A 12566-nucleotide genomic window follows, 5' to 3' on the forward strand; every position below is an offset into this window, starting at 1 on the left:
TCTCCGCAAGGGACATCTTGATGATCGGAAGTCGGTTGCAGTCTGTCCATGCCGGGAAATACGGACCCGAAAGGGTCGTGCGGAGGCCTGCCGAGTGTCCGTAGTAATACGGGGCAGTCGATTTCAGCTGATGCAGTCCGGTCCGGTTGGCGTTACCATCGGTCTATGCCACAGACTGTCCGCCACCGATGGATGTTCATTCCGGCCTATTTGGCCGCCCACATGTTCCTGGATTGGATCAGCTTCATCCATGCGGTCTCGTCGATCAACGTCACGCCGTGGAACCCGCCTGCCGGCCTGATGATGGGACTGTCGGTGCTGCTGGGCCTGCGCGCGGTGCCGCTGGTCTGGCTGGGGCTGACCGCCGCCGACATCGTGGTCCGCGACCTCCCGGTCGGCCTGGGAACGGCTCTTCTCGCGAACGGAATCGTCGCCATTGGCTATGGAGCGGCGGGAGGGTTCCTGCGCAAGGTCATCGATCCGGGACTGTCCAGCCTGCGTGACATCGTTCTGCTGCTGGGCGGCAGCGCGGCGGCGGTCCTGATCATCGGGCTGGGCTTCATCGCGGTCCACACGGTGGCCGGGCTGTTCGAATGGGCGCGCTTTCCGGAGGTGCTGCTGCGCTTCTGGACCGGCGAGATCATCGGCATCGCTGTCCTGACCCCGATGGTGCTGATGGCCCGGCACATGCCGGCGCTGCGCTGGTCCTGGGGCGGCGGCGCCGAGATCCTGGCCCAGGGGGCGCTGATCGGCTTCACCCTGTGGCTGGATTTCGGCCCGCTGGCCTCCTCCCAGTACGAGTATTTCTACCTGCTGTTCCTGCCGGCCATCGCGGTCGCGGTGCGTCACGGGCTGGGCGGGGCGGTGCTGGCATCGGCCGCCACGCAGGCCGGGCTGATCGCCGCCATCCAGGCGACCGGCGTCGATACCGCGCGAACGGCGCATTTCCAGCTTCTGATGCTGACGCTCGCCATCACCATCCTGCTGCTGGGCGCCGTGGTCAGCGAGCGCCGCCGGGCGGAGGACAGGCTGCGGGTGCGGCAGTCGGACCTTGCCCACGCCTCCCGCCTGATCGAAGCGGGGGAAATGGCGGCAGCGCTGGCCCATGAGTTGAACCAGCCGCTGGCGGCGACCATGGGCTACGCCCGCGCCGCCCGTAAGATCGCGCGGATGGAAGAGGCCTCCCCCCGCCTGACCGAGATCCTCGACAAGACGGTTTCCCAGGCGGAGCGGGCCGACCGCGTCATCCGCAGCCTGCGCGACTTCGTGCGCAAGGGCGACCGCGACCGGGCGCCGCTGCCGGTCGCCACGCTGGTCGCCGACTGCCTGACGCTGGCCGGCCCGCTCGCCAGCCGGCATTCGGTGGAGATCACGGCGGAGGTGGCCCCCGCCCTGCCGGCCATCGCCGGCGATGCGGTCCAACTGCAGCAGGCGATTTTGAACCTCGTCCGCAATGCGGCGGAGGCGATGGCGCCGGACGGCGCGCAGCCGGAAGAGGCGCCTGACCGGCGCCGCATCGTGATCTTCGCCTGTCCGGCGGCCCAGCCCGGTTTCGTCGCCATCGGCGTGCGCGACACCGGACCCGGCCTTGCCGAGGTGGTGGAGCGCAACCTGTTCGCGCCCTTCGTCACCACCAAGCCGACAGGCATGGGGCTGGGGCTGTCCATCGTGCGCACCATCGTCGACTCCCACGGCGGCACTTTGACGGCGCACAATGGGAAAACCCGCGATGGCAGTGGCTCCACGGCCGACGCCGGAGGGGGAACCGTGTTCCAGTTCACCATTCCCGTGCACGCGAAGGACACGCAAGGAGAGCCTGCATGACGACCGAAAAGCCCGTCGCCTTCGTGGTGGACGACGACGAGGCTGTGCGCGACGCCCTGGCGCTTCACCTCGATCTGGCTGGTCTGTCGGTGCGCTGCTGCGCTTCGGCGGCGGAGTTCCTGGAGGCCGCATCGCCCGACCAGCCCGGCTGTGCGATCCTCGACATCCGCATGCCGGGCATGGATGGGCTGGATCTGCAACAGGAGATGGTCCGTCGCGGCCTGATCCTGCCCGTCATCATCATCACCGGCCATGGCGACGTGACCGCCGCGGTCCGCGCCTTCCGCGCGGGCGCCGTGGATTTCCTGCAGAAGCCCTTCGACGAGGATTTGCTGATCGAACGGGTGCAGGAGGCTTTCGAGCGCGATCTGGCCGCCCGCCGCGCCGACGTGGAGGCCGGTGAGATACGCCGCCGGCTCGCCCTGCTCAGCCCGCGCGAACTGGAGGTGATGCAACTGGTCGCCGAGGGACTGCCCAACAAGACGATCGCCCAGCGGCTTTCCATCGGCATCCGCACGGTGGAGACCCACCGCGCCCGCGTTCTGGAGAAGATGGAGGCGCGCAACGCCCCGGAGTTGGCGCGGATGCAGATGCGGCTGGCCGAGCGGCGGGAATAGGCGGACGCCTCACTCGCCGACCTCCGCCACCTGGGTCTCGACCGGGACGGTGCGCTCGACGGGAGCGGGATACCGGTAGAAGGAATGGTCGCCGATGGAGGCAGTGCGCAGCCGCGCCTGCGCCCAGTCCGGCTTCTGGCGCCGCAGTGCCGCCTGCGTGGTCGGGCTGTAGAACAGCGAGGCGCGCGCCGTCGGATCGGGCATCTCGTCGTCGTTCAGACCCCAGGCGAGGCCGCGGGCAAGGCGCAGCGCCTCCTGGTCGGGGGCGAGCCGCGGCTTCGGCCAGGACGGCATGCCGCCGGCCCGGATCACCTGCGCCTGACGGCGGATCTCCGCCAGGATGCGCCGGGCCTCCGCCCGGCTGGCGGCGCGGGGATCCTCCGCCACCTGCTGCGGCTCGGCCTGCTTCACGCGGGATCCCGCCGACTTGGCCGGCTTGCGGCGCTTCTGTGGCTCCACCTGCACGGGTGGGGAGAAGGGTTCGAACTGTCCGGCGGCGACGACGACGCGGCAAGGCAGCGACGGCTGCGATGCCGATGCGGCCCGGTTGGCGACCACCCACATGACGGCGGCCATGGCGTCGGCGCCCTCGCCCCGCGCCTCGGCCCAACCGGCCAGCGCGAGGCAACGGCGCTCGCGCTCCGCCTGCCAGGGGGTCAGCATGTAGACCGAAGAACCGATGACCACCGGTTGCTTCGCCCCGCCCCGCTTGGGCAGGGCGCCTTTCGCGTCCCCGACGAAGCGGGCGCAGCCGTCGTCGCCGGAAGGGCAGACGGGCCGGTCGGCCTGAAATCCTCCAGCGATGAGAGCGCCGATGTCAGCACCGGCTTCCTGGGCACCTGCGCCGGCGGGAGCCAGGACAGTCGCGAACAGCAGGGCGAGGAGGGAATGGCGCATCCCGGTCTCTCCGGTATGGGGAAGGGGACTTCCTTCGACAGGAGGGACGGATCGCAAGTTCCGTGATTCGTCCACCTCTCCGATGGCTTAAGCCTGAGGGCGGAGGACGTAATCCGGTGACGCGCGCATGGGCTTTCCCGCGGGTTTGGATGTCGGAGCAGGGCATAGGGATGCGGGCCGGCAAGCCTTCGGAGTCCTCCGGCTTCCAGCCCGATCGGCAGAATGGATGTCTGTGGGGAAAAGCCGGCGGCGTCAGCCGGGCTGGCGGCCCTCGTCAGGCTTGCCGCCCTCGCCGGTCCAGTCGTCGGTCAGATAGTCCTGGGAACGGCTGGTCTCCTCGACCTCCGCGCGGGAGGGAGGTTTCGGCACCTGGTCCTGACCGGACTTGCGGTCGTCACTGTCGTCGGAGCCTTCGGGCTTGCGGGACATCGGTTCCTCCTGGTTCATCGGGGACGGTCCAGGAAACAGGAGTTGGCCAGCAAGATCACGAAACGGAGGAGCGGTCGAAGGAAACCCGCTCCCCCGGCACATCAGTTGGCGGCGTCGGCCACCGTGACCGGCATGGTCCGCACCATTTCCAGAGCGACAGCGGCGCGGACTTCGTCGGCGGCCAGCACGGCGGGGGTGTTCACGTTGGCGATTGCAGCGATGGCGGCGAACAGCAGGACGCCGACGACGACACGGACAACGGCGAACTTGGCGGCGAAGACAGCGGAGTCGGTTTCATGCGTGGTCATGACGGTCTTCCTTCAATGTCGGTTTTGAGTTCCGGCGGCCGATGCAGCGGCCTGTCTAGGAAGATATTGGCACAATCACGCCACCGCAAAAGCGGAGACATGACATCCCTGTATTCGTCATTTTGCATCGCAGCATAGCGCTGTGAAAGACGATATCCGCAGAACTTGTTGGGATATCGGCGCCTTTCGCAGCGCTCTACAGAGATTTATGGGGAGTTTCGCAGCGCTATTACTGGCTGCCGTCTGTCCAGATTAAAGACATGTGGGTTGGATTGTGTCAATGGCAACGGCCGATGCGCGGAATTGGCGCAGCCGCCGTCAGCGTCCCGGAGACAGCCGCTCGGCACTGGCCTTCAGCGTGTCGATCATCGCCTGCTGCGCCTCTTCCGTCGTGTCGGCCGGAACGACGAAGCAGATGGTGGCGATGCAGCGGCCGGCCGGATCGCGGACCGGAGCCGCCAGGCAGGTGGTGAAACGGTCGACCAGCGCCGTGGTGCGGACATAGCCCTGGGTGCGGGCGCGGCGCATGTCCTCCAGGAACTCGTCCTCGGCGATGCGGCGGCCGTCGGGCAGGACGAAGTCGTCCGGTGGAATGAAGCGCAGGATCTCCTCGGCGGCCATGTGATCGACCAGCAGCCGGCCGGACGCCGTCCAGGGAATCGGCACCTTGATGCCGATCTCGGAGCTGATGCGGAACATGCGCCGGCCGGGTTCATTCAGCACGACCAGATACTTGTCGCCTTCCAGCGTGCAGAACTGCGCGGTCTCGCCCACCATCTCGGCGATGTGGGCGACCTCCAACCTCGCCTTGCGGATCAGGTCGACGCTGTCGAGGTAATCGCTGCCGTAGTAATGCATCGCCGGCCCGAAATAGACGGTGCCGTCGCCGTCGCGCAGTTCCAGCCAGCGCGCCTCCACCAGCGTATTGACCAGCTCGTACATGGTGGAGCGCGGCGTGCCGGTGTCGCGGGCGATGTCGGCGATCCGCGTGGGAGCGCGCCGGTCGTGCAGATGCTCCATCAGCGCGATGACACGGTCGATACCACGGGCGCGGCCCGTCGGTTTTTCCGCCGACTGCTTCTCTGCCTGCTTCTGCGCCACGCCGTCGCCCGTCATCTGATCCGCACTCCCTGGTCGTCGCACAACCGATTAGCACGCGGATTTTCGGCTTGCCAGCGGTCTTTGTCCGATATACCGTTCGCTTGTCTGGAATACAAGACCGACGTCCGATATTTCGGACAAACGGTTCGGGAGACGGAAATGACAGGGATCACGCGACGTCTGTTCAACACCGCCCTCGGCACGACGCTGGCTGCAGGCGGACTTTCCTCTGGAATTCTCGGAAGCTGGACCACCCCGGCGCTGGCCCAGCAGGGCGGCGCCTCGGTCGTCACGGTCGCCACCATCGGCGAGCCGCCGACGCTGGACCCGGTCGGCACCACGTCCGACCTCGTCAGCATCATCACCCAGCACATGTTCGAGACGCTGTTCACCTTCGACGGCGAGTGGAAGCTGGCCCCGCTGGTGGCGTCGGCCCTGCCGCAGGTGTCGGCGGACGGCAAGACCTACACCATCCCGCTGCGCAGCGGCGTCACCTTCCATGACGGCAGCACCGTCACGGCCGACGACGTGGTCGCCTCGCTGGATCACTGGACCAAGGCCTCGCCGCGCGGCAAGACCGTCGCCCCGCTGGTGGAGAGCATCGCCGCCAAGGGTGCGGACGCCGTCGTCATCGCGCTGAAGGAGCCCTTCGCGCCGCTGACCGCACTGCTGGCGATGAACAACGGCGCCGCCGCCATCGTGCCGAAATCGGTCATCGACGGGCCGGGTGCCTTGAAGTCGCTGATCGGCACCGGCCCCTACAAGCTGCTGGAGCACAAGCCCGACCAGTATATCCGGCTGGTGCGCCACGACGGCTACGCCTCGCCCGCCGGCACGCCGAGCGGCTATGCCGGCAGCCGCAAGGCCAACATCGGCGAGGTCCGCTTCGTCCCGGTGCCGAACGCCGCCACCCGCGTGTCGGGCGTCCTGGCCGGCCAGTACCAGTTCGCCGACAGCCTGCCGGCGGAAACCCTGCCGCGCATCAAGGGTGCGGCCGGCGTCAAGCCCGTGATCGTCAAGCCGTTCGGCTTCCCGCTGATGATCATGAACACCAAGACCGGCGTGATGGCGAACCCGAAGGTCCGTCAGGCCGTCCTGGCGGCGCTGGAGCCGAACGACATGCTGCTGGCCGGCCTCGGCGATCCCGCCTTCGTCCAGGCGGAGGGGTCGATCTACGCCCAGGGCACGCCCTATTACGATGCGGCCAGCGCCAAGCCCTACAGCGACCATGCGGCCGGCAAGGCGGCGGAGCTGCTGAAGGCCGCCGGCTACAAGGGCGAGCCGATCCGCATCATGACCTCGGTGCAGTACGAGTTCCTGTACAAGATGAGCATGGTGGCGCAGGCCCAACTCGAAATGGCCGGCTTCAAGGTCGACCTCCAGGTGCTGGACTGGGCGACGCTGCTGCAGCGCCGCGGCGACGACAAGGGGTGGGATGCCTTCTTCACCTACCACACCTTCGTGCCGGAACCGTCGCTGATCACCGTGCTGAACCCCAGCTATCCCGGCTGGTGGGACAGCCCGGCCAAGAAGGAGGCGCTGGCCGCCTTCAACCGCGAGATGGATCCGGCGGCGCGCAAGACGAAGTGGGTGGCGTTGCAGACGCTGTTCTACAGCGAGGTGCCGAGCGTGAAGGTCGGCGAGTTCTACAACCTCGCCGCCAGCAGCGACAAGCTGACCGGCTACACCCCGACTCCCTGGCCGTTCTTCTGGAACACCGACCTGAAGGGCTGAGGGCGGTTTGATAGTCCCTCTCCCGGGACGGGAGAGGGAAACTCTGTGCTTCCCCTCGGTCCGGGACCGCAACCATGCTCGTTTACATCGTCCGCCGGTTCGCCGGCATGATGGTCGTCATGCTGCTCGTCGCCATGGTGGTCTTCCTGATCGCCCGCGTCGTGCCGGGCGATCCCGCCGCCGTCATGCTGGGGTCCTCCGCCACGCCGGAGGACATCGCGGCGCTGCGCGGCCGGCTCGGGCTCGACGAACCGCTGCTGACGCAGTTCCTGCTCTATCTCGGGCAGATCGTCCGCTTCGACCTCGGCGAGTCCATCTTCCTCAACCGCCCGGTGGCCCAGGCGCTGGCCGAACGGTCGGAGCTGACCGGACTTTTGACCATGATGTCGGTGGGCATCGCCATGCTGATCGGCGTGCCGGTCGGCATCCTGTCGGCGGCCAAGCGCGGCGGCCTGATCGACCAGACCGCGGTCGGGCTCGCCATGCTGGCGGCCAGCATTCCCAGCTTCTGGATCGGGCTGACGCTGATCAAGTATCTGGCGGTCGACCATGCCTGGTTCCCGGTCGCCGGCTACGGCCCGCCCGATGCCGACCTGCTGGAACGCATGCGCCATCTGGTTCTGCCGGCCATCGCGCTGGGCATTCCGAACTCGGCGCTGATCCTGCGCTTCACCCGCACCAGCATGCTGGACGTGATGAGCCACGATTACGTCCGCACCGCGCGGGCCAAGGGCCTGCCGCCGCTGGTCGTCGTGCTGAAGCATGCGCTGCGCAACGCGATGATCCCGATCCTGACGGTGATCGGCCTGACCACCGCGGTGATGATCGCCGGCGCCATCGTGACGGAGACCGTGTTCGGCCTGCCCGGCGTCGGCAACCTGATCGTCTCGGCCGTACTGCGCCGCGACTATCCGGTGATCCAGGGCGCCCTGCTGGTGGTGTCCGCCATCTATGTGCTGATCAACCTGACGGTCGACCTGCTCTATGCCGTGGTCGATCCGCGGGTCCGTTATTGAGAGGGAGGGTTTCCATGGCAAGCGTCCCCGCCGGTCACGGCAGCGTCCCCCTTCCCTCCCCCGGCAAGCCGCAGAACAGCCGGTCGCCGGCCGCCCTGCTGCTGCGCCAGCTGTTCCGCCGCCGGCTGGTGGTGCTGTCCTTCCTGATCATGCTGGCGATCCTGGCGGTGGCGCTGCTGGCGCCCTGGATCACCCCGTTCAACCCGATGAAGATGGACATCCTCGGCCGGCTGAAGCCGCCCACCGCCGCCCACTGGTTCGGCACCGACGAGTACGGCCGCGACGTGCTGTCCCGCGTGATGCTGGGCGCCCGGCTGTCGCTGCTGGTCGGCCTGCTGGTGGTGGTGGTGGCGACGCTGCTCGGCACGCTGCTGGGGCTCGCCGCCGGCTATATCCGGCCGCTGGACGGGCTGCTGATGCGGCTGACCGACGCGCTGATGGCCTTCCCGGACATCCTGCTCGCCATTGCCTTCATGGCGGCGCTGGGGCCGTCGCTCTACAACGTCGTGCTGGCGCTCGGCATCGTCTACACCCCGCGCGTCGCCCGCGTGGTGCGCGCCGCCTGTCTGGTGGTGCGCGAGATGCCCTTCATCGAGGCGGCCACCGCGCTGGGCGCCTCGACCCCGCGCATCGTCTTCCTGCACATCCTGCCCAACCTGATGTCGCCGATCCTGGTGCAGGCCACCTTCATCTTCGCCTACGCCATCCTGACGGAGGCGGCGCTGTCCTTCCTCGGCGTCGGCGTGCCGCCGACCACGCCGACCTGGGGCAACATGATCGCCAGCGCCCAGCAGTATTTCCAGCAGGCCGACTGGCTGATCCTGTTCCCCGGCTGCGCCATCGTCCTGACCGTGCTGTCGCTCCAGATCGTCGGGGACGGGCTGCGCGACGCGCTCGACCCCCGGCTCCAGAAGGCGAAATGAGATGACCGATACTCTTCTCATCAAGGGCGCCCGCGTCATCGACGGCACCGGCGCCCCCTGGTTCCCCGCCGACGTGCTGGTGGAGCGCGGACGCATCGCCGCCGTCGGCCCGATGCTGGACGCAGCCGACGCCGAACCGTTGGAGGCGCAGGGCCGTTTCCTCGCCCCTGGCTTCATCGACGCCCATTGCCACGACGACCTGATCCAGCTGCGTCAGCCCGGCCGGCCGGAGAAGGTGGCGCAGGGCGTCACGACCGTGGTGGTCGGCAACTGCTCCTTCGGGCTCTACCCGCAGAGCCCCGACAGCGGCGGCCCCTTGCGTGAGCATTTCGGCAACCTGCTGGGCACGGTGTCCGATCAGGAGACCTTCGCCGACTTCGCCGGCTACCGCGCAGCACTCGACGGGCGCGGCACCGCCATCAACCTCGTCTCGCTGGTCGGGCACGCGGCCCTGCGCCTCGCCGTCATGGGCTGGCAGAACCGCGCCGCCACCGCCGAAGAGCGCGAGGCGATGGCCGCATTGTTGGCCGAGCAGCTTCGCCAGGGCGCGCACGGACTGTCGCTCGGCCTCGTCTATCCGCCCAGCGCCTGGGCCGACCGCGCCGAGCTGGTGCGGCTGGCGGAGGTGGTGGCGGAGCATGGCGCGCTGCTGACCGCCCATGTCCGCTCCTACGAGGGCGGGCTGATCGCCTCGGTGGACGAGTTCCTCGATCTGCTGAAGACCGGCGGGGCGAGCGGCCTGCTGTCCCACCTGCAAGCCGCTGGAAAGCCCTATTGGGGCAGCCTGCCGCGCGCGGTGGAGCGGCTGGAGATCGCCCGCAAAGGCGGCACCGACGTCAGTTTCGACATGTACCCCTACCCGGCGGGGTCCAGCACCATCCTGCAACTGCTGCCGCCGTCGGCGCTGGCGGGCGGGGTCGAGGCGCTGCTGGCGCGCATGGCCGATGCCGACGGGCTGGCGGCGCTGCGCCGGGCGGTGGAGGGTGGCGAGGCACCGAATGACGCCGGCTGGGAATCCAAGATCCGCCTGATCGGCTGGGAGAATGTCCGCATCGGCGGCGTCGGCGAGCCGGACCTGCGCACGCTGGAAGGGCTGTCGCTGACCGAGATCGCCGAAGTCGCACAGGAAGCGCCCTTCGACACGCTGGTCCGGCTGATCCGCGCCGACCGTGGCCGCACCAACATCGTCATGTTCCAGCTGGCCGAGGCCGATCTGGAGACCGCGCTGTCGCACCCGCTACACATGCTGGGATCGGACGGGCTGCCGCGCGAAACCGGCAAGCCGCACCCCCGCGCCTTCGGCAGCTTCCCGCGCTATCTCGCCCGCGCCATCGGAGGCGAAGGCGGGCTGGGGCTGGAGGATGCCGTCCGCCACATGACCGCCGTCCCGGCACAGCGCTTCGGCCTGTCCGACCGCGGGCTGATCCGGCCGGGCATGATGGCCGACCTGACCCTGTTCACCGCCGACGTGGCGGATCGCGCGACCTTCCAGGATCCGACGCGCCCGCCCCACGGCATCACCGACGTGCTCGTCGCCGGACAGTTCATCCTGCGCGACGGCGGGCACACCGGCGCGCGTCCGGGCAAGGCCCTGGCCCGCGCCTGACCCTTCAAAACCCCGAGTTTCAAAACCCGAGTTTCAAAACCAGTGAGGACCGAATGACCAACCGCAAGCCGATCTTCGCCGAGAAGGCGGTGCCGCCCGCCGGCCAGTACAGCCACGCCATCGTCGCGAACGGCTTCGTCTATGTGTCGGGCCAGGGGCCGCACCATCCGGAGACCGGCGCCCTGCCCGAGGATTTCGCCGGCGAGGTGCGCCAGACCCTGCGCAACCTGGAAATCATCCTGAAGGCCGCCGGCACCGACCTCGCCCATGTGGTGAAGGTCAACAGCTATCTCAGCGACCTCGGCCGCTTCCAGGAATACAACGCGCTCTATTCGGAGTTCTTCCCGACCGAGCCGCCGGCCCGCACCACCATCGGCTGCCAGCTGAACAACATCCAGGTCGAAATCGACTGCATCGCCGTCCTGCCGACGGCGTAAAATCCTGAGTACACGGCCGGCCCCGACCGGGTCGGCCCCTTTCCCAAATCTGCGTTCCGGAGCGGTCCCATGCGCGTCGACGAACTCGACACCCCCGTCCCCGTCATCGATCTCGACCGGGTCGAGCATAACCTGACCAAGATGCAGGCATACTGCGACCGGCATGGGTTGGCGCTGCGCCCGCACATCAAGACCCACAAGCTTCCCCAATTCGCGCTGCGCCAGATCGAGCTGGGCGCCGTCGGCATCACCTGCCAGAAGATCAGCGAAGCGCTGGTGATGGCCGAGGCCGGCTGCACCGATATCCTGCTGACCTACCCCATCGTCGGCGCCGCCAAGGTGTCGCCGCTGGCGGAGCTCGCCGGCAAGACCAGGCTGACGGTGGCGCTGGACAACGCTGTGGCGCTCGACACCGTGGCCGCCGCTGCCGCCGAAGCAGGCGTCGAGATCGGCATCCTGGTGGAGTTCGACAGCGGCGACGGCCGTTGCGGCGTGCAGACCGCGGACGAGGTGCTGACGCTGGCCCGCCGCGCCGCCGGCAACGGGCTGACCCGCTTCCGCGGCCTGATGACCTACCCGCGCGGCCCCCGCACCGTGCCCTTCGTCGCCGAGACGCGCGCCCTGCTGGAGGGATCCGGCATCGCGGTGGAGACGGTGTCGGTCGGCGGCACCCCCGGCTGCTGGGACACCCATGAGCTTCCCGGCGTGACCGAGCTGCGCGTCGGCACCTACATCTATCACGACCGCGCCACCGTCGGCGCCGGGGTGGCGACGCTGGACGAGTGCGCCGTGCATGTGCACGCCACCGTGGTCAGCCGCCCCACATCCGACCGCGCCGTTCTGGATTGCGGCAGCAAGACGCTGTCGAGCGACCGGGTCGCCCCGTCGGTCGGCGAGGGCTTCGGCCTGATCCTCGACTATCCCGACGCGGTGATCGTCCGCGTCAACGAGGAGCATGCGGTGGTCGACCTCAGCCGGAGCGAGGCGAAGCCGGAGATCGGCGACCGCGTGCGCATCCTGCCCAACCATGTCTGCGTGGTGACCAACCTGCACGACCGCATGGCGATCACCCGCAACGGCGAGGTCGTCGGCGACTGGCCGGTGCCGGCGCGCGGCTGCACCCGCTGACTTCAAATCCGGGATCCCGTCATGGACGCTGACCTCACGCTCGACATCCGCAACCTGCAAACCCACTTCACCGCCGATCCCGGCGTGTCGAAGGCGGTGGACGGCGTGTCCTTCGCCGTGCGCCGCAACGAGACGCTGGCCGTCGTCGGCGAATCCGGCAGCGGCAAGTCGGTGACCAGCCTGTCGGCGATGCGGCTGATCCCGTCGCCGCCGGGCATCATCGCCGGCGGCGAGATCCTGTTCCGCGGCCGCGACGGGCAGGTGCGCGACCTCGCCCGCCTCAGCGAGCGCGCCATGCGCAGCGTGCGCGGCAACGAGATCGGCATGATCTTCCAGGAGCCGATGACCTCGCTGAACCCGGTCTACACCGTCGGCGACCAGATCGGCGAGGCGCTGCGCTACCACCAGGGCCTCGACCGCCGGGCGGCGCGGGCGGAGGCGCTCGCCATGCTGAAGAAGGTCGGCATCCCGGCGGCGGAGCGGCGGCTGGACGAATATCCGCACCAGATGTCGGGCGGCATGCGCCAGCGCGTGATGATCGCCATG

13 protein-coding genes are annotated in these 12566 nt (G+C 68.7%); 9 read left to right on the plus strand and 4 right to left on the minus strand.

What is annotated here, in order from left to right; genetic code table 11:
* The first annotated feature begins 165 nt into the window (after positions 1–165).
* Both A6A40_RS16410 and A6A40_RS16415 read left to right on the plus strand, forming a co-directional pair.
* On the plus strand, positions 166–1824 hold the full coding sequence (locus A6A40_RS16410) for an ATP-binding protein (RefSeq protein ID WP_236783840.1): 1659 nt from the start codon (positions 166–168) through the stop codon (positions 1822–1824).
* On the plus strand, positions 1821–2441 hold the full coding sequence (locus A6A40_RS16415; protein ID WP_108546976.1) for a response regulator transcription factor: 621 nt from the start codon (positions 1821–1823) through the stop codon (positions 2439–2441). Before A6A40_RS16410 ends, A6A40_RS16415 begins: the two co-directional genes overlap by 4 nt.
* A 9-nt stretch (positions 2442–2450) precedes the next feature.
* Here the strand turns inward: A6A40_RS16415 and A6A40_RS16420 are convergent, their stop codons facing one another.
* The 4 genes from A6A40_RS16420 to A6A40_RS16435 all read right to left on the minus strand — a co-directional run bounded on the left by A6A40_RS16420 (position 2451) and on the right by A6A40_RS16435 (position 5191).
* Complete coding sequence (locus A6A40_RS16420; RefSeq protein WP_108546977.1) at positions 2451–3338, minus strand: cell wall hydrolase; 888 nt, start codon at positions 3336–3338, stop codon at positions 2451–2453.
* 252 nt (positions 3339–3590) lie between these two features.
* Positions 3591–3767, minus strand: coding sequence for a hypothetical protein (locus tag A6A40_RS30725; RefSeq protein ID WP_158279300.1), 177 nt, complete (start codon positions 3765–3767; stop codon positions 3591–3593).
* A gap of 101 nt (positions 3768–3868) precedes the next feature.
* The gene (locus A6A40_RS16430; RefSeq protein WP_108546979.1) at positions 3869–4075 is read right to left on the minus strand and encodes a hypothetical protein; all 207 of its coding nucleotides are present in this window, start codon (positions 4073–4075) and stop codon (positions 3869–3871) included.
* Between the two features lie 318 nt (positions 4076–4393).
* Complete coding sequence (locus A6A40_RS16435) at positions 4394–5191, minus strand: IclR family transcriptional regulator (RefSeq protein ID WP_108546980.1); 798 nt, start codon at positions 5189–5191, stop codon at positions 4394–4396.
* Positions 5192–5335: 144 nt separating this feature from the next.
* On the opposite strand from A6A40_RS16435, the gene A6A40_RS16440 reads away from it, so the two are divergent.
* The 7 genes from A6A40_RS16440 to A6A40_RS31415 form a co-directional block, all read left to right on the plus strand.
* Positions 5336–6910, plus strand: a complete 1575-nt coding sequence (locus A6A40_RS16440) for an ABC transporter substrate-binding protein (RefSeq protein WP_108546981.1) — start codon at positions 5336–5338, stop codon at positions 6908–6910.
* Positions 6911–6984: 74 nt separating this feature from the next.
* Positions 6985–7926 carry an ABC transporter permease gene (locus A6A40_RS16445; RefSeq protein ID WP_108546982.1) on the plus strand — a complete coding sequence of 314 codons (942 nt, stop codon included), beginning with the start codon at positions 6985–6987 and terminating at the stop codon, positions 7924–7926.
* 14 nt (positions 7927–7940) lie between these two features.
* Entirely contained in the window at positions 7941–8849 is a 909-nt protein-coding gene (locus A6A40_RS16450; protein ID WP_236783841.1) for an ABC transporter permease, read from the plus strand.
* A gap of 1 nt (position 8850) precedes the next feature.
* Positions 8851–10455, plus strand: a complete 1605-nt coding sequence (locus A6A40_RS16455; protein WP_108546983.1) for an N-acyl-D-amino-acid deacylase family protein — start codon at positions 8851–8853, stop codon at positions 10453–10455.
* A gap of 53 nt (positions 10456–10508) precedes the next feature.
* The gene (locus A6A40_RS16460; protein ID WP_014188873.1) at positions 10509–10892 is read left to right on the plus strand and encodes a RidA family protein; all 384 of its coding nucleotides are present in this window, start codon (positions 10509–10511) and stop codon (positions 10890–10892) included.
* 69 nt (positions 10893–10961) lie between these two features.
* On the plus strand, positions 10962–12020 hold the full coding sequence (locus tag A6A40_RS16465; protein WP_108546984.1) for an alanine racemase: 1059 nt from the start codon (positions 10962–10964) through the stop codon (positions 12018–12020).
* A 21-nt stretch (positions 12021–12041) separates the two neighbouring features.
* Positions 12042–12566: ATP-binding cassette domain-containing protein (locus A6A40_RS31415; protein ID WP_236783842.1), on the plus strand; the 525-nt coding region annotated here is incomplete at its 3' end.

This window comes from Azospirillum humicireducens (assembly GCF_001639105.2).
Taxonomy (GTDB): Bacteria; Pseudomonadota; Alphaproteobacteria; order Azospirillales; family Azospirillaceae; genus Azospirillum; species Azospirillum humicireducens.